Source organism: Paenibacillus sp. FSL W8-0919 (genome assembly GCF_038003785.1).
GTDB lineage: Bacteria > Bacillota > Bacilli > Paenibacillales > Paenibacillaceae > Paenibacillus_AQ > Paenibacillus_AQ lactis.
The window spans coordinates 6,133,781-6,152,168 of the sequence record NZ_JBBOPV010000001.1 but is presented as its reverse complement, the minus strand read 5'-3'; the positions used below and the strand labels follow the sequence as shown (position 1 = coordinate 6,152,168).

At 54.5% G+C, this 18,388-nt stretch carries 14 protein-coding genes; 12 read left to right on the top strand and 2 right to left on the bottom strand.

All coding sequences use genetic code 11. The features are described from left to right. Nucleotides 1-124: 124 nt before the first annotated feature. The 8 genes from NST44_RS27865 (at nucleotide 125) to NST44_RS27830 (ending at nucleotide 11,331) form a co-directional block, all read left to right on the top strand. Nucleotides 125-2,305 (top strand): RelA/SpoT family protein, encoded by a 2,181-nt coding sequence (locus NST44_RS27865; RefSeq protein WP_007133177.1) that lies wholly within the window; start codon nucleotides 125-127, stop codon nucleotides 2,303-2,305. Nucleotides 2,306-2,421: 116 nt separating this feature from the next. Further along, nucleotides 2,422-2,868, top strand: a complete 447-nt coding sequence (dtd, locus tag NST44_RS27860; protein ID WP_007133178.1) for a D-aminoacyl-tRNA deacylase — start codon at nucleotides 2,422-2,424, stop codon at nucleotides 2,866-2,868. A 473-nt stretch (nucleotides 2,869-3,341) separates the two neighbouring features. Next, entirely contained in the window at nucleotides 3,342-3,848 is a 507-nt protein-coding gene (locus tag NST44_RS27855; protein WP_007133181.1) for a type 1 glutamine amidotransferase domain-containing protein, read from the top strand. A 78-nt stretch (nucleotides 3,849-3,926) separates the two neighbouring features. Then, complete coding sequence (locus tag NST44_RS27850; protein ID WP_007133182.1) at nucleotides 3,927-4,373, top strand: hypothetical protein; 447 nt, start codon at nucleotides 3,927-3,929, stop codon at nucleotides 4,371-4,373. A gap of 692 nt (nucleotides 4,374-5,065) precedes the next feature. Continuing rightward, a complete protein-coding gene (gene hisS, locus NST44_RS27845) occupies nucleotides 5,066-6,319 on the top strand; it encodes a histidine--tRNA ligase (protein WP_007133183.1) in 1,254 nt (417 codons plus the stop codon). Nucleotides 6,320-6,366: 47 nt separating this feature from the next. Then, a complete protein-coding gene (gene aspS, locus NST44_RS27840; protein WP_007133184.1) occupies nucleotides 6,367-8,142 on the top strand; it encodes an aspartate--tRNA ligase in 1,776 nt (591 codons plus the stop codon). Between the two features lie 31 nt (nucleotides 8,143-8,173). Then, entirely contained in the window at nucleotides 8,174-8,929 is a 756-nt protein-coding gene (locus NST44_RS27835) for a tRNA threonylcarbamoyladenosine dehydratase (protein ID WP_007133185.1), read from the top strand. 230 nt (nucleotides 8,930-9,159) lie between these two features. Continuing rightward, on the top strand, nucleotides 9,160-11,331 hold the full coding sequence (locus NST44_RS27830) for a HelD family protein (RefSeq protein WP_007133186.1): 2,172 nt from the start codon (nucleotides 9,160-9,162) through the stop codon (nucleotides 11,329-11,331). 223 nt (nucleotides 11,332-11,554) lie between these two features. Here NST44_RS27830 and NST44_RS27825 read toward each other — a convergent pair whose 3' ends face one another. Together NST44_RS27825 and NST44_RS27820 are read right to left on the bottom strand one after the other, a co-directional pair. Continuing rightward, nucleotides 11,555-11,680: a hypothetical protein gene (locus tag NST44_RS27825; RefSeq protein ID WP_007133187.1), complete on the bottom strand. Its 126-nt coding sequence runs from the start codon at nucleotides 11,678-11,680 to the stop codon at nucleotides 11,555-11,557. Continuing rightward, entirely contained in the window at nucleotides 11,667-11,981 is a 315-nt protein-coding gene (locus NST44_RS27820; protein ID WP_007133188.1) for a hypothetical protein, read from the bottom strand. Before NST44_RS27820 ends, NST44_RS27825 begins: the two co-directional genes overlap by 14 nt. Nucleotides 11,982-12,444: 463 nt before the next feature. Here NST44_RS27820 and NST44_RS27815 point away from each other — a divergent pair, with 463 nt between their 5' ends. The 4 genes from NST44_RS27815 (at nucleotide 12,445) to nrdG (ending at nucleotide 17,482) form a co-directional block, all read left to right on the top strand. Then, nucleotides 12,445-13,752 (top strand): replication-associated recombination protein A, encoded by a 1,308-nt coding sequence (locus NST44_RS27815; protein WP_007133189.1) that lies wholly within the window; start codon nucleotides 12,445-12,447, stop codon nucleotides 13,750-13,752. Nucleotides 13,753-13,866: 114 nt separating this feature from the next. Further along, nucleotides 13,867-14,403, top strand: coding sequence for a PCYCGC motif-containing (lipo)protein (locus tag NST44_RS27810; protein WP_007133190.1), 537 nt, complete (start codon nucleotides 13,867-13,869; stop codon nucleotides 14,401-14,403). Between the two features lie 356 nt (nucleotides 14,404-14,759). Continuing rightward, the gene (locus tag NST44_RS27805; protein ID WP_210095741.1) at nucleotides 14,760-16,985 is read left to right on the top strand and encodes an anaerobic ribonucleoside triphosphate reductase; all 2,226 of its coding nucleotides are present in this window, start codon (nucleotides 14,760-14,762) and stop codon (nucleotides 16,983-16,985) included. Further along, nucleotides 16,982-17,482 carry an anaerobic ribonucleoside-triphosphate reductase activating protein gene (nrdG, locus tag NST44_RS27800; RefSeq protein ID WP_007133193.1) on the top strand — a complete coding sequence of 167 codons (501 nt, stop codon included), beginning with the start codon at nucleotides 16,982-16,984 and terminating at the stop codon, nucleotides 17,480-17,482. The genes NST44_RS27805 and nrdG overlap by 4 nt, the downstream gene beginning before the upstream one ends. Nucleotides 17,483-18,388 lie beyond the last annotated feature (906 nt).

Genomic DNA, 18,388 nt, shown 5'->3' with positions numbered 1-18,388 from the left:
CGCATACGGTTGACGTAAACCGCCACAAGCGTCATAATGAGAGGAAAACCATCAAGAGGGAACCTGCACGTTTTGACAAGGGCGGGTTCCATTTTATATAGAAAGGGAAGAGAAGGACTCCAAAATGGGCATAGAGCGATTACTCGAAAAGGCCAGCGCCTATATTAAAGAACCCGATCTTCTCCGCATCCGGGAAGCGTATGAATTTGCGGAACAAGCCCACCACGGACAAGTGCGGAAATCGGGAGAACCTTATATTCTTCATCCGCTCGCGGTTGCCGACATCGTGGTGAATATGCAGATGGATACGCTGTCGATCATCGCTGCGCTGCTGCATGATGTCGTTGAGGACACGACCGTATCCCTTGACGAGATTCGGGAGCGCTTCGGGGATACCTGCGCCATGCTGGTGGATGGGCTTACCAAGCTCGAGCGGATCCAGTTCAGATCCAAGGAAGAGCAGCAGAACGAAAATTACCGCAAAATGTTTATCGCCATGGCAAGGGATATCCGGGTCATCGTGATCAAACTGGCGGATCGACTTCATAATATGCGGACTCTGAAGTACCAGTCCGAGGAAAGCCAGCGTCGTATTTCCTATGAGACACTGGAGATTTTCTGTCCCATCGCCCACCGTCTCGGTATTTCCGCGATCAAGTGGGAGATGGAGGATATTGCGCTGCGCTACTTGAACCCGCAGCAGTATTACCGCATCGCGAATCTGATGCATAAGAAGCGGGCGGAGCGCGAGCAGTACATCGACAACGTTATCGTCTGCATCCGCGAGAAGCTGGATGAAATGGGCATTCAGGCGGATCTGTCTGGAAGACCGAAGCATATTTACAGCGTCTTTAAGAAGATGACGGTGAAGAACAAGCAATTTAATGAGATTTACGATTTGCTTGCCATTCGGATTATTGTCGACAATATTAAAGATTGTTATGCTACGCTGGGCATTATCCACACTCTGTGGAAGCCGATGCCCGGTCGATTCAAAGATTATATCGCTATGCCGAAGACGAATATGTACCAATCCTTGCATACGACCGTCGTCGGGCCTAACGGAGAGCCTACCGAGGTTCAGATCCGGACGTGGGAGATGCATCGCACGGCCGAATACGGTATCGCCGCCCACTGGGCGTATAAAGAAGGCTCTTCCGGTTCCAGCGGAAGCTTCGACAATCGGCTGACATTTTTCCGTGAAATCCTGGAGCTTCAGCATGAGACGAAGGATGCATCAGAGTTTGTTGAATCGTTAAAAATGGACTTTTTCTCGGATTTGGTATTTGTATTCACGCCGAAAGGCGAGGTTATCGAGCTGCCATCCGGTTCGGTGCCCCTGGATTTTGCGTATCGGATTCATACCGAGGTCGGCAACCGGACGATCGGGGCCAAGGTCAACGGACGGATTGTTCCGCTGGACCATCAGCTGAAAACGGGCGATATCGTCGAAATCCTAACCTCCAAGCATTCCTATGGGCCGAGTCAGGATTGGCTCAAGATCGCCCAGTCTTCCCATGCTCGGAGCAAGATCAAGCAGTGGTTCAAGAAGGAAAAGCGCGAAGAGAACGTGGAAAAGGGACGCGAAATGCTGGAGCGGGAGTTTAAGCGCCTCGGCCTTGACGTGTCCGAATGGACGACCGATGATAAGCTGATGGAAGCGGCGAAGAAATTCGCTTTCAATGATATCGAGGATATGCTGTCGGCCATCGGCTTCGGGGGCATTACCGCCGCCCAGATCTGTACCAAGGTAACGGAGAAGATGCGCAGGGAGCAGGAGGAAGCAGCCAATCAGCTGGAGATGACCTCCGAGATGAAGGAGATCAAACCGGCCGAGAAGCGCAGCCGTCCGACGAACGGCGTTCGCGTCAAAGGGATCGATAATCTGCTGGTCCGTTTTGCCCGCTGCTGCAACCCGGTTCCGGGAGACGATATCGTCGGTTATGTTACACGGGGCCGCGGCGTCTCGGTCCATCGCTCGGACTGTCCGAACCTTCCGGCTACAGGCGAAGGCGAAGATGCCGCTCGGGTGATCGAGGTCGAATGGGAATCCTCGGTGGAGGCTAACTACAGTGTCGATATCGAGGTGACCGGGCATGATCGAAACGGGCTCTTGAATGAAGTGCTGCAGGCCGTTTCGGAGAGCAAGACGAATATATCCGCCGTCACGGGCCGCTCGGACAAGAACAAAATGGCGATGATTCATATGACGATTCTGATTCGGAATACCGATCATTTGCATTCGGTCGTCGAGCGCATTAAACGGGTAAAGGATGTATATACCGTTCACCGGATCATGCAGTGATTCTTATTTCGTGCGGGCTTCCGGTTGCCTGATGCAATTCACGGTCTGCTGCCCTTCAGGGAGCAGGCCTTTTATTATTGTGGTAACTTATTTTTTGACAGAGGGAGCTAAGTGTTATGAGAGTTGTCATTCAGCGATGCAAGCATGCGGAGGTTACGGTTGAAGGGGAGGTTGTGGGCCGGATCGGAGAGGGGCTTATGGTGCTCGTGGGCGTGACCCATGAAGATGACGAGAAGGATGTAAAATATATAGCCGACAAGGTGGCCGGACTCCGGATATTCGAGGATGAGGAAGGGAAAATGAACTTCAGCGTCCAGGATGTCGGCGGAGCCGTGCTGTCCGTCTCCCAGTTTACGCTTTACGGCGACACCCGCAAGGGTAAACGTCCGAACTTCATGGCTGCGGCGAAGCCGGACGCGGCCAAGGCGCTGTACGAGGCGTTCAACCAGGAGCTGGCGGCAAAAGGGTTAACCGTGGAAACCGGAAAATTTGGAGCGATGATGGACGTGTCGCTTACGAACTGGGGGCCCGTAACGATTATCATCGACAGCCGTGCCTCCTAGCTCTTATCGGTGCTGACCTTTCATGCATGATCCCGGAATTTTTGGGCAACCTGTGGGGGAATGGTTCTGCTTGCACAACCAAGCGAATGAAGGAGTGATGCGACCGATGCGTCAATCCCCCAAGTCTTCCCTTTGCAGCGGGTTGAAAGCATGTGAGCCGTCTAGCGGCATAAGAGAGAGTACGGGAGTGGAGCGGCTTTCGGCTTCGCCGGAGGATCCTGTGCTGGCGTTGAGAATGAAGGGGCAATACCGAAGGCTGCTGCCGAGATGGTAGCTTCTTTATGGAATAAGAATACATGAATGGATAGAAGGTCCGGGGGATGTCCTCCGGGCTTTTTTATGTTGAAGCGGGTTATATTCAATGCGAGTCTAAGCCGGCATCCCCCTTCATTCTTGCGGAAGTTCGTTGTTATAAAAGAAGCGCGGCAGGGTAATAACAAATCGAGGACCAATCGTGAAAGGAGACATGCCAGATGAGCAAGGTTGCATTTCTGCTAGCAGATCAGTTTGAGGATTCCGAGATGAAGACCCCTTATGACGCCGTGAAGGAAGCGGGGCATGAGGCGGAGATTATCGGCTTGAAACAGGGTCAGGAAGTGAAGGGGAAACAAGGCAAGGCCTCGTATACGACCGATAAAGCGATTGCTGATGCAAATATAGAGGATTATGATGCGGTGGTTATTCCAGGCGGCTCCTCACCGGAGAATCTACGTCTGGATTCCCATATATTGCAGTTTGTCACAGCGGCAGACCGTGCGGGCAAACCGATTGCCGCCATATGCCACGGACCGCAAATTCTGGCAAGCGCCGATTTACTGAAGGGTCGAACGATCACATCGTATCCGCCGCTTCAGGATGATATGGTGAATGCCGGAGCGCAGTTCAAGGATGAAGAGGTTGTAGTGGACCGGAATTTCATTACATCCCGCACGCCGAAGGATGAGCCGGCCTTTGTACGCGAGCTGCTGAAGGCTCTCTGATTCGGCAGTGGAGGCAGTTTGTCCATGCAAGACCAGTCTTTTCAAAACGATAGCTTTTGAAAAAAAGGAGGAATGGACATGTCGAAACAAATTCAAGCTTATTTCAGGACCGAAGATGAAGCAGAGGGTGCCAGAACGTCGCTGCTGACCTACCACACCGAGCAGCTTGAGGTGGGTCAGCTGCAAGACCCGATCCGCAGCGGGGCAAATATTCTGGTGCCGCTAGTGCCTTGGAACAATTCGGGCACCGCTGGCGCGACGATGGGAGCCGGTACGGCGGCCGCGCCCGGCGGCGTCATTGGGGCACCCGGCGTCGTTATCGGAGGGGACAGGGCGCTGACCGGGGACCTCGCGGAGGACCGCGCGGACGGCGACCGTTCAGACGGATGGCGGGAAGCGGACGTGACGGACAGAGATTACGGAGAATTGAAGTATGCGTTGTCCGTTAAGGTAAGAGACGAGGATTACGACGCGATTGTCCATAAGCTTCGGGCGAACCATGCGTACGTGGAACGATTCGATTAATTACGAGACAATCAGGCTTATTCTGTTGCGATAGCGCAAGACCGGCTGATTGTGACGAGACCCGACAACCTTTTAAAGCGTTTTCTTGCTTGTAATATAACTGTAATGTTTGTTCAATCTTTCTTTAATATTAGATGCTTATAATAACAGCATGACCCCCTTTTTTATATAATATATGTTTTGGACCTACGGCATTCGGCCAGTAGGTTTTTTTCTTTTTTCGGGTTATTTCTACAAAGCTGCTTGACTTTAGCTCGGCGGTTCATTAGAATCTAAAAATATAATGTTTCGGGTATACTGATAACATCATATCGGATTTGATGACGGGACCAAGTACTCCATCCCCACAAGAACAGAGAGGAATCCCTTTGGCTGTAAGGATTCTCTTGATGAATGGACGAATGACTTCCTCGAGAACAGACGGCGAACCTTCGCACCGGCAGCCCCGGTGGCAGGAACAGTAGCCGATCTGCGCGGCCGGGCGTTACGCGGTTGAAGCGGATGCAGGATTTGCACAGAGTACATGATGTACGCCTGGGCGGGGCCGATCCGGAATGTGGGTGGTACCACGGGTGATATACGTTTATGAACATCTCTCGTCCCAGTTGTCTTTGGACAGCCGGGGCGGGGGATTTTTTAATTTCAAGCGATGTTTGTAAAAGAAAAAAGCAGTAGGATGTGGAGGGATGAAGATGGCAAACGAAAAATTTGAGAAGCCGACCGGCACGCAGGACATTCTGCCCGGAACGGTCGAGAAATGGCAGCTGATCGAGGAGAAGGCCCGGGATTTGTGCCGGAGATATAATTACCGCGAGATCCGGACGCCGATCTTCGAGCAGACCGAATTATTCGAGCGCGGAGTCGGAGAGACGACCGATATCGTTGAGAAGGAAATGTATACCTTCAAGGACAAAGGCGATCGCAGCATGACCCTTCGTCCGGAGGGAACGGCAGGCGTCGTTCGGGCCTTCGTGCAGAACAAGCTCTATGGGGAGCCGGATATTACCAAATTGTATTATATCGGTCCGATGTTCCGTTATGAGCGGCCCCAAGCCGGGAGATACCGGCAGTTCCATCAGTTCGGCGTCGAAGTGTTCGGCACGGCGGATCCGGCTGTGGATGCGGAGGTTATCGCGCTTGGCTATACCTTTTATAAGGAGCTTGGACTTCAAGGCGTGAAGGCGGAGATTAACTCTGTCGGTACGCCGGAGGTACGGGCGGCTTACCGGAGCCGATTGCTTGCTTACCTGGAACCGATGAAGGACAATCTTTGTTCGGACTGCCAATCCCGTATGGAGCGCAATCCGCTTCGCGTGCTGGATTGCAAGAAGGACCAGGACAAATTCACGGATGCGCCTTCCATCCTGGACAGCTTGGATGAGGAATGCAGCGTTCACTTCGGTAAGGTGCAGAGCTATCTGGATGCAATGAACATCGAGTATGAGATTAATCCGAGGCTTGTTCGCGGCCTCGATTATTACACGCATACCGCTTTCGAATTCAAGGCGCAGGGGATCGGCGCTATCGATACGGTCGGCGGGGGCGGACGCTTTAACGGATTGGTGGACCAGATCGGCGGACCGGATCAGCCGGGCATCGGCTTCGGGATCGGCCTCGAGCGCATACAGCTCATTTTGGAACACCAGGGCATAGACCTCTCGGGCGTAAAACCGCTGGATGTGTACTTGGTGGCCCTCGGCGAAGCAGCCGAGCGGGAAGTCGTAAAGATCATTTACGAGCTGCGCGGCAAAGGCATTTCCGCAGAACGGGACTATCTCGGGCGGAAAATGAAAGCTCAAATGAAATCCGCCGATCGTCTGAACGCGCGCTATACGGCCATATTGGGTGATGACGAGCTTGCCCGCGGGGAAATTTCGCTGAAATCCATGGAAAGCGGCGAGCAGCGCACGGTGAAGCTGGAACAGCTGTTTGAAGAACTTGTTTAACCACCCGCGATCAGCGGCTAATTATACTAAAGGGGAATGATAACAAGATGAAAAGGACGCATCAATGCGGTCTGCTGACGACCGCGAACATTGGAGAAACCGTAACGCTGAACGGCTGGGTACAGACCCGCCGCGACTTGGGTGGCGTATTGTTTATCGACCTGCGCGACCGCAGCGGCATTATGCAGGTTGTATTCAATCCGGATTTCTCCGGAGAAGCCTTGGCGGTTGCAGACAAAGTGCGCAGCGAATATGTTATTGCCGTATCCGGTAAAGTCGTTAAACGCGCGCCGGAGACGTTCAATCCAAATCTGCCGACCGGCGAAATCGAAGTTCAAGTGACTGAAATCGAGGTGCTGAACGCTGCCAAGACGCCGCCGTTCTTCATCGAGGACGGGGTTGAGGTTGATGAGCAGCTTCGCCTGAAATACCGATATTTGGACCTGCGTCGTCCGGAAATGCAGAAGACGCTGATGCTCCGCTCCAAAGCGGCCAAAGTATTCCGCGACTTCCTTGACGGCGAAGGCTTCGTCGATGTAGAGACGCCGATTCTGACCAAGAGCACGCCGGAAGGCGCGCGGGATTACCTCGTGCCGAGCCGCGTACATGCGGGCGAATTCTTCGCTCTGCCGCAATCTCCGCAAATCTACAAGCAGCTGCTGATGGTCAGCGGTCTCGAGCGCTATTACCAGATCGCGCGCTGCTTCCGGGACGAGGACCTGCGGGCGGACCGCCAGCCGGAATTCACTCAGGTCGACATCGAAACGTCGTTCATGGAGCGCGATGATCTTCTGAATATGATGGAGCAGCTCATGGTCAAATTGTTCAAGGAAACGATCGGCGTAGAGCTTGCGACTCCGTTCCAACGCATCAGCTATGCCGAAGCGATGGGCAAATACGGCTCCGACAAGCCTGATCTTCGTTTCGGGCTCGAGCTGATCGAGATGAACGATATCGTCGCAAACAGCGGTGTCAAAGTATTCTCCTCTGTTATTGAAAAAGGCGGCGAAGTGAAGTGCTTGAATGCGAAGGGCTGCGGTACCTGGACCCGTAAAGAGATCGATGACCTGGGACCATATGCGGCTCGCTACGGCGCAAAGGGTCTGGCCTGGATTCAAGTGAAGGAAGGCGAATTCAAGGGACCGATCGTGAAATTCTTTACGGAGCAGGAGATCGAAGCGGTACGCGAGCGCACCGGCGCCGAGGAAGGCGACCTGCTGCTGTTCTCCGCCGACAACAAGAAGGTTGTGGCTGATGTGCTTGGGGCGCTCCGTCTGAAAATCGGACGTCAGCTCGGTCTCATCAACGACAATGAATACAAGTTTGCATGGGTGCTTGACTTCCCGCTGCTCAGTTATGACGAAGAGGCGAAGCGTTATGTTGCCGAGCACCATCCGTTCACCCGTCCGAAGGACGAGGATCTGGAACTGATGGACACCGATCCGCTTGCCGTGCGCGCTCAAGCGTACGACCTGGTGCTGAACGGCTATGAAGTCGGCGGCGGTTCGATGCGGATCTACAAGCGCGAAATTCAAGAAAAAATGTTCGCAGCGCTCGGCCTTTCGCCGGAAGAGGCGCATGAGAAATTCGGCTTCCTGCTGGATGCGTTCGAGTACGGTACGCCTCCGCACGGCGGGATCGCCTTTGGCTTCGACCGTCTGGTGATGCTGCTGGCCGGCCGCAACAACCTGCGGGAGACGATTGCGTTCCCTAAGACGGCAAGCGCAACGGATCTGCTCATGGACGCTCCTTCCCAAGTGGACGGCGGACAGCTTGAGCAGCTGCATATCAAGCTGGCCAAGAAGCCGGGCGACGAGAAGTAAGCCGTCTGTCGATAAAGGAGGATTTGCATACATGCTGCATCAATTTTCCCGGACGGAACTAGCCATTGGCCCTGAGGGCCTTGAAATCATGAAGAACAGCACGGTCGCGGTGCTCGGGATCGGGGGCGTCGGCTCCATAGCGGTAGAGGCTCTGGCCCGTACCGGTGTCGGTCGCATCATTCTGATCGATAAGGATGTCGTTGATATTACGAACATCAATCGTCAGATCCACGCGCTGACGACGACCATCGGTCAGAAGAAGGCGGATCTGATGGTCGAGCGAGTGAAGCTCATCAATCCCGAATGCGAAGCGATCGCACTGAACATGTTCTACACGGAGGAAACTTATGAAGAGCTCTTCAAGTATGAGCTCGATTATGTCATCGACGCCTCCGATACGATCATTTACAAGGTGCATCTGATCAAGGAATGTCTGAAACGAGGGATTCCGATCATCTCGAGCATGGGAGCTGCCAACAAAATGGATCCGACCAAGTTCCAGGTGGCCGACATCTCCAAAACCTCGATGGATCCGATTGCCCGCGTTGTCCGTACCAAGCTGCGCAAGGACGGCATCAAGAAAGGCGTCAAGGTGGTCTTCTCGCTCGAAGAGCCGATGAAGCCCCGCAAAGACGTCACGGAGAAGATCGTTCCGGAGAATGCGCCGGAAATCCGTAAGGCGAAGCAGCCGCCGGCAAGCAATGCTTTCGTGCCGCCGGTAGCCGGACTCATCATGGTGAGCGTGACCGTAAGAGAGCTGCTGGAAAAGGGCGGCGTCACCGTATAACCGAAAAAATGGATCAGGCAAAAGCAGCATCCCATGGCCGGGATGCTGCTTTTTTGGCAAACGCAACTCGTCGGCCGGATCACGCAGCACGTAACAGGGTACTAGTGTAAGCGGTATGATCTGGTATAACGGCTGGAGGTATGTTACAATAGAACTCCTTTTTGTGTCACGGCTCGCAAAGCCAGGCTTTTCGATGCGAAAAAATTAGAATTCTTAGGAGGTAACTGAAAGTGTCACAATCTTTTCAAAGTGCCTATCAAGAAGAGGAGTCAAGGCTTCGCGAGGTGATCGTCGAGATCGACCGGCAGCTTGAACGGCTGCGCAGCATCCCGGTGTATACCGGACATGATTTTACGGAGCAGGTGCTCGAGGCCGGGAGGGAAGAGAAGCGGCAGGCGCTGGCCAAGAGCTTGCCTGAGCCTTACTTCGGGAGGCTGGATTTTCAGGAGAACGGGACCGGAGAGAAGAAACCGCTGTATATCGGGAAGGTAGGCTTCGATAAGGAAGAGGCTGGGGATCATCCGATGGTGATCGATTGGCGCGCTCCTGTCGCAAGCCTGTTTTATTCGTTTACGGGCGGAACGGAGCCTGCATCCTTCGAGGCGCCGGAGGGGTTGATTGAAGGGCTGGTATATCTCAAACGCAATGTCGTCATCCGGAAGCAAATACTGGAGCGGGTATCAGATACGTACAATCGCGAGAGCGGCGGTCCGGCCGTAAATGACGAGTTTCTGGTCTACCGTCTAGGAGAGAACAAGGACAACCGCCTGCGGGATATCGTCTCGACGATACAGGCTGAGCAGGACAAGATTATTCGGGCGGCGAAAAACACGGCGCTGATCATCCAGGGGGTTGCGGGAAGCGGAAAAACCACGGTAGCGCTTCATCGGCTTGCTTATTTGCTGTATCAGTACAAGGAGCAGGTCCATGCGGAAAAAATGATTATTTTTGCACCGAACCTGATGTTTCTGGACTACATATCCGACGTCCTGCCGGAGCTGGGGGTTGGAGATATCCAGCAGCGCACCTTCGGCGACTGGGCAGCCGAGCTGCTTGGAATCGAGCTGTTCTCGGGAGACCACGCGCAGACGCTTCATCGGTGGTTCGAGAGCGAGCCGGGGCGCGGGACCCCGGATGTTAACGATGAGGTCAGCGGCCGTTACAAAGGCTCGTTGCGCCTTATGGGGCTGATCCGCCGCTTTGTCGAACGGATGGAGCGCAATGCGCTCCCGGACGAGGACTTCTCGCCTTGGGACGGGGCCGTTCTGAAGCGGGAGGCGATCGCCGAGTGGTTCGAGCAGGAATATAAGCCTTATCCGCTTGCCAAGCGGAAGGAACGGCTGCTTGCCCGGCTGCATCGCTGGATCGAAATGGAGCTGAAGAAATCGCCATCCGGGGCCGTCATGAAGGAACGGAAGAAGAAAGCGTCCCAGCGGGAAAAAGCGTACGCGAACCGGTGGCCGAAATTTGAGCCGCTTGCCCTGTATAAACAGCTGTTTGGGGCATCGAAGGCAGCTGGAGCATGGGTCGAGGAGCTGTCGGCGGAAATTCCGGCCGATGTGCTTAAGGCAACGCGGAAGGATCTGAAGCAAAATATCGTTCGGGAAGAGGATCTGCCGGCGCTGTTATATTTCCACTGCCTGCTCAATGATATTACGGGCGAGCAGCGCTTCGACCATATCGTCATCGACGAGGCGCAGGATTTCTCCCCATTTCAGGTAGCCGTACTGGATCTGTTCGTCAGGGGGCATTCCTTCACCATCCTCGGCGATCTGTCGCAGGGCATTCATGCCTATCGCGGCGTTCATGCCTGGGAGGAAATGAGCTCCTTATTCAAGGAGGAGGAGACCGCTTATTTTGCCCTGACGCGCAGCTACCGGTCGACGATGGAGATCATCGAATTTGCGAACGGTATTTTGGAAAAGGGTGTCGGCAGCGATCTGCTTGCGGTTCCGGTGTTCCGGAGCGGGGATGCGGTGCGTTTGATCCCTTACGCTTCCGGAAGCTCAAGGACGAAGGATCTGAAGCGGGCGATGGAGTCTCTGATCGCGAAGGATTATCGTACGGTAGCGATTCTGACGCGGACGCTGCTTGAGGCGGAGGCGCTTCACGAAGAGCTGCGTGCGGCATGGCCGGAGCTGAACCTGATCGACGGCAGCGAAGGTACGTATCAGGGCGGATACTCGGTGCTGCCGGTCTATTTGTCCAAGGGCCTCGAATTCGATGCGGTCATCGTTGCGGATGCAGATGCGGGACATTACGCGGAGAAAGCTTGGGATGCCAAGCTGATGTATGTTGGCTGTACCCGGGCACTGCACGAGCTGTGGCTGCTGCATGGGGAAGCGCGTCCTTCTTACGTGACGGCGGAGGCATCGGATATTACAGCCATTGGCTGGCCGTGACGTCGTGATACAAGGATACATGGCCGGATATGGATCGATTGCATAGGGATTGACTACGAGCGGAAATAAAAATGCTAGACTAGGGATAGCCCCTGAAGTTAGCGGTTGCTGCATGCACCGTTTCTTCAGGGGCTATTTCCTATGGCGGGGAATTCGTCCTTTGTCTATTCAATACAGCGCAATACACGCCAATACACGCAAATAAACGCACGGAATAAGTATTCTATCCCAGCATCCGGTACGAATCACCGAGATGGCCGATATACCGAAGCAGCGTCCACACGATGAGGGCAGCAGCTGCCAGCAGCGTTCCCGAGAGAATTGCAATTCGCACTTTATTTCTTTTCATAACAACCTCCGTCGATGCCTATCGAATTACCGGAAGGATTGGCCCTCGCCCGGCGGATTTCCTGCTTGTATTCCCATATCCGAATAGCAGAGCGGATCAACACGTACAGGGAGTACAGAAGCTGGAGCGAAAGAATGATATAGATCATTCGAAAGGCGAGAAGATGCTCTGTCAGAGCTTCAGGCTCATAGATTTCGAAGAGCACTTGATTGTGCTGGGCATGAATGCACATTATGAGCAGACTCGCCCCGATTCCGATGGCCGCATGAACCATTTTCCGCTTGGCATTCCGGATCTTCATGCCCGCTTCCACTCTCCCCTTAATAACGGCTTTATATACATTTAACGCTCACAAGTAGAAAAAAGTTAGGATAGATCTAAAATGAATCTAAAACGGGAGGATGAATCAAAAAGCAAATGCTCGACGTCAGCCCCGAATCGTGTGGGAACGAACCGGACCGACCATCTCTCTGGGAGTGAGAGAATGAACCGCCGCCGCCATCTCTCGGGGATGGGAATGAACCGCCGCTGTCCATCACTCGGGGCAGTGTAGGGAATGAACCGTCGCCGACCATCACTCGGGGCAGTGTAGAGAATGAACCGTCGCCGACCATCACTCGGAGCAGTGAGGGAACGAACGGCTGCCGTCCATCGTGCCGGCAGTGCGGGCACGCCCGCTGCATATATGATATGATAAGCTGTGATAGATTTTAAGGGGCCAGGGTCTGGCCGACGACTGATCTAGAGACAAGGAAGTGTAGCAAATGGATTTATTCAGTTACGGACGCGAAGCCGACCGGGATTCCAGGCTGCTGGCCGACCGAATGCGGCCGGTTTCGCTGGATGAATATATAGGACAAGAGCATATCATCGGGCCGGGGAAGCTGCTCCGGCGAGCCATCGAAGCGGACCAGGTATCATCTATTTTGCTGTACGGTCCTCCCGGATGCGGCAAAACGACGCTCGCCCATATTATTTCACAGCAGACCAAGGGCCATTTTGTCCGGCTTAATGCGGTTGAGGCCTCGGTTAAGGATGTGCGGGAAGTCATTGAACAGGCCCAGAGCAACCGCAGCTTGTACGGAACGAAGACGATTCTGTTCCTGGACGAGGTGCACCGATTCAATAGTTCCAGACAGGATGCGCTGCTGCCGGCGGTTGAGAACGGAACCATCATCTTCATCGGAGCGACAACGGAAAATCCGTTTCATTACGTGAACGGGGCCTTGATGAGCCGGTCCACGTTGTTTCAATTGCAGCCTTTAACCAAGGAGCATTCGCTGATTGCGATGCGGCGCGCGCTGACCGATTCCGACAAGGGACTTGGCTATATGGATTTGATCGCGGATGACGAGGCGCTTGAGCATATTGCAACGATGGCTAACGGCGACATTCGCCGGGCCTTGAACGCCCTTGAATTGGCGGCCATGACCACGCCCCCGGATGAAAACGGCACCGTTCATATTACGCTAGATGTGGCCGAGGAATCGATCCGCAAGCCGCTCGTGAAGGCGGATGAATCCACGCAGTACGACGTGCTCTCCGCCTTCCATAAGAGCATTCGGGGCTCGAGCGATGCGGCGGTGTTCTGGTTCCTGTACGCCGTCGAAAAGCTGGGGATGGACCCGATGGTGTTCATCCGGCGTCTTATCGCCGCAAGCAGCGAGGATATCGGCCTTGCCAACCCGCAGGCGATGGTTCAGGCTGTCAGCGCCTTGGAGGCTTACAGGAACAACGGCTGGCCCGAAGCGAAGCTGAACGTTGTCCAAGCGATTGTGTTCGCGGTAGAGAGTCCGAAGTCCAATGCGGTCGTCGAGGCCATTTCCCGCGCCATGGCAGCTATGGACGAGGTGAAGTCGGCGGAGGTTCCACTGCACTTGCGGGATGCCCATTATCAAGGGGCAATCAAGCTTGGACATGTCGGATATAAATACCCGCATGATTATCCAGGGCATTACGTGAAGCAGGAGTATCTGCCGAAGGAGCTATCCGGTCGGGTGTTTTATCAGGCGACGGAGCAGGGGAACGAGGCGAAGATTGCCCACAATCAGCGGCTGAGACGTGAACAATAGGCGTTTTTGGGATGCAGGGAAGAGAATGCAGGAATGCAGGGAAGCAGGAATGCAGGGATGCAGGTATGAGCAGCTCGTCCTGGGCGGGCACTAATGATTTTAGGGAGGATGAAGATGAGAATAGGGAAAAGAAGCTTTGTCATATTACTGTTATCGATTGGTGTTGTGCTGGGCGGTTGTTCAGCCAAGAGCGGCCAGGAGCAGGCGCCTGACGGACAGGCTGCGGAGTCTGCGCATGCCCATGGACACCAGACGCAGCTGGCCAACGGAGACCTTCAGGAAATGACAGCTTCGGCCGATGTGCTGCCTGAATTTTTGAAGGGCCAGACGAGCGAAATTCAGACCATTTATGCATTGTCCGCTCAGGTGAGCGACGTGCTGAAGCATATACCCTGCTATTGCGGGTGCGGGGAAAGTGCCGGGCATCAAAGCAATCTAAACTGCTTCATTGATGAAATTCGCGAAGACGGGAGCGTCGTATGGGATGATCACGGCACCCGTTGCGGTGTATGCCTTGACATTGCGGTGGAATCGGCAAAAATGAGCAGTGAGGGCAAGAGCTTAACGCATATTCGCCAGACGATCGACGATAAATATGGTACCGGCTATGCAAAACCGACCCCTACGCCGATGCCGCCAGCGGAGAGCTGATTGGCTGTCTGGTGTGCACCGTGCAAACTGAGATTTGTGTGTGTTCTAATGGTTTGTATAAGGAGATGCTGGGCTGATTGACGACTATAACCCTTGAAGCGCTGTTTCACGATCATACAGGATCGGAAGAGGCGCTTTTTTTATGCATGATTACGGGTCCCGTTCAGCTTGACAGATCCCTTAATGGATTGATGGAACGGTCCTTCTCGAAGGAAGGATACCCTGCATTGTTAACCGATCTTTCAACGTTCCGTGATCGAAGTCACAGCTTAATACTATATGTAGATTATAAATTAATATTCGTGCACTATATATAGTATTCAAAGTGATAGATGAATAAGGAGCTGAGACGTCACATGAAGGTGATCAAGCGTGATGGAAGCGGGGCGCCATTTGAGGCAGGCAGGATCGTGAATGCGGTGGACAAAGCTCTTGCAGCCGTTGAAGGCAACGCGCGGAAGGAGGCCTCCGTTCGGATCGCAGGATTCGTAGCCGAAGCGCTGCGGGGGAAGGAACGGATTACGGTTGAGGAGATTCAGGATCTGGTCATTCGGCATTTGCAGCAGGAGGGATTTCGGGAAGTGGCTGCGGCTTACCAGAAGTACCGGGAGTCCCGGGACTTGGAGCGGATTAGGCGGGGCGAGCTGTACAAAATCAGCAGCGACGTGCTCTTGTCGGCCAATCCCGATCTGCTGAGGGAGAATGCGAATTTGAACGGCGAATCGTTCAGTGGAAAAATGAGTCGGATCGGCTCGGAATACAGCAAGTGGATGGCAAGCCGCTTTGTGCTTCCCCCAGAGCTTGCGAATGCCGTACGGGAAGGATCCATTTACGTCCATGACCTGGATCAGTACGCGCTCGGCACGACCAACTGCATCTTCATCCCCTTTGACCGTCTGCTCGCCGGAGGCTTTAATACGGGTAACGGTTCGGTACGGCCGCCGAAAAGCATCATGACGGCGATGGCGCTCGTGGCGATCATTTTCCAATCCCAGCAGAACAGCCAGTACGGCGGCGTCTCCGCGAACAAAATCGATTGGGACCTCGCACCGTACGTTGGCCAAACGTTCCGGCGGCATTTCCGCAAGGGTGCGGCTTATCTCGGAGATGCCGAATCTTCACCAGGGACGGCCGATTGGAATGACGATGAGCTGTACATCGACAACCAGCAACTGAAGGAGAACGCTCGCCGAATTTACCGGTATGCCTATGAAGAAACGCTGAATGAGGTGAGGCAGGCCGCCGAATCGCTAATCCACAATTTGAACACGATGAGCAGCCGGGCCGGGGGGCAAATCCCGTTCACGTCGCTCAATTACGGCATGTGCACATCGACGGAAGGCCGCATGGTATCCCATGCGCTCCTGGATGCCACGATGAACGGACTCGGGCGGGGGGAGACGCCGATTTTTCCGCAGCATATTTTCCAGTGTAAGCGGGGAGTGAACCAGGCGGAGAGCGAGCCCAACTACGACCTGTTCCTGAAGGCGGTCGAATGCTCTAGCCGCAGGCTGTACCCGAATTTCGTCAATGTGGACGCTTCATTCAACCTGCCGTATTACAAGCCGGACGACCCGGATACCATCATTGCCACGATGGGATGCCGAACCCGGACGATCTCCGACCGCTTCGGGCGAAACCGATTGAGCGGCAAAGGCAATCTGTCCTTCAACACCGTCAATTTGGTCAAGTTGGGGATCGAGCATGGCATCGTCCTGCAGCAGCGGGGGAAGCCGGATCTCGAGGGCTTTTTGTCCAGGCTCGATGATTGCATAAGGATCGCTGTAGCCGGACTGGTTCACCGCTTCGGGATCCAAGCCGAACAGCCGGCGAAGGCGTCCGATTTCATGATGAGGGAGGGCGTATGGGAAGGCGGAGAGAAGCTCGCGCCGGAGGATAGCGTAAGGGAACTCATCAAGCACGGCACCTTGGCGGTGGGCTTCATCGGGCTGGCCGAATGCCTGAAGGCGCTGACCGGATGCCATCACGGCGAGGATGATGCGGCCTTTCAGCTCGGCCTCGAGATTGTCCGCCATATGCGGCGGCGATGCGATGAAGCCAGCGAAACCCATAACCTGAACATCACCTTGTTTGCCACGCCGGCTGAAGGCTTGTCCGGGAAATTTACAAGGCTGGACCGTAAGCAGTACGGCGTAATTGAGGGTGTTACCGACCGGGAGTATTACACGAATTCTTTTCACATTCCCGTCTATTACAGCATGCCCGCTTATCGAAAAATTCGCTTGGAGGCTCCGTTTCATGGGCTGTGCAACGCCGGAGCGATCTCGTACGTGGAGCTGGACGGCAGCGCAAGGCTGAACACGAAGGCATTCCAAGACATCGTCCGCTTTGCCTTGGAGGCCGATATCGGCTATTTCTCCGTGAACCATCCGATCGACCGCTGTCTAAGCTGCGGGCATGAGGGGGTAATCGGCAGCATTTGCCCGCAGTGCGGGATCTCCGAAGGGGAGGGGCGCTTCCAGCGGCTGCGGAGGGTGACGGGATATTTAACCGGCAGCTATACCGAGCGTTTCAACTCCGCGAAGCAGGCGGAAGTGAGAGACCGGGTGAAGCATCTGTGAACCTGATCGGCTATGTTCCGGAAAGCATTAGCGAAGGGGAGGGACTCCGGGCAGTGCTCTTCATCAGCGGCTGCCGGCATGCCTGTCCGGGCTGCTTCAATCCGGCGTCTTGGGATTTTGAGGCAGGGGTTCCTTTCACGGAGGAAGTGTCCGCGCGGATCCTTCGGGATATCGCCTCCAATCCTCTGATCGATGGATTGACTTTATGCGGAGGCGACCCGTTCTTTTCGCCGGAGGAGTGCACTGCCTTTGTCGAGAGTTTCCGTTCACACTGTCAGGACAAAACCGTATGGGCTTATACAGGCTTTACATTCGAGGCACTCATGCGGCACCCGAAGCGGCGCGAGCTGGCGCTGCTGTGCGATGTCATTATCGACGGACGGTTCGTGCTTGAGCTGAAGGATGTGTCGCTGCCTTTTCGCGGCAGCTCTAACCAGCGGCTCATCGATGTGGCGGAGACCGTGTGCAGAGGGGTAATCACGGAGTATGCGTTGTGAGCATGTTCATTGAAGTGGCTTTACAAGTCCCGGTGCGCAATCACTCCGCATGTGGATCATGCAACAAATGGGGATGAGTATCTTCACAAGTCCGGTTGTGTGGGATCACTCCGCGTGCGGATTATGCCTCCAAATGAGGCATGAATCGGCCTCACAAAGTCCCGGTGCGCAATCATCACTCCGCATGCGGATCATGCCTCCAAATGAGGCATGAAATGGCCTCACAAAGTCCCGGTGCGCAATCATCACTCCGCATGCGGATCATGCCTCCAATCTCTGTTGTCCACTAATTTTCTTGGAATTGTCTCCAATGTCGTAAAAATTAGCGGACAAAGGAGAGCGCTGACGCTTTTCCGGCATGATTCCGCCTGCTCCGTTGAAGTCTTTGTTCGTGGGTGTTGGAGCATGCCCTTTGGGTTTCATTGCAGCTTGGATACGCTGCTGTAGGCCGTCGAACAAGCCCCTTTTAGGGACTTGTTCGCTCCCAAGGGGCCCGAACCAGCGGAACAAGACCCTTTTAGGGACTTGTTCGCTCCCAAGGGGCTCAAACCGTCGTCACAAGCCCCTTTTAGGGACTTGTTCGCTCCCAAGGGGCCCGAACCTTCGTCACAAGACCCTTTTAGGGACTTGTTTGCTCCCAAGGGGCTCAAACCATCGTCACAAGACCCTTTTAGGGACTTGCTCGCTCCCAAGGGGCCCGAACCAGCGGAACAAGACCCTTTTAGGGACTTGTTCGCTCCCAAGGGGCCCGAACCAGCGGAACAAGACCCTTTTAGGGACTTGTTCGCTCCCAAGGGGCTCAAACCGTCGTCACAAGACCCTTTTAGGGACTTGTTCGCTCCCAAGTGGCTCAAACCGTCGTCACAAGACCCTTTTAGGGACTTGTTCGCTCCCAGGGGGCTCAAA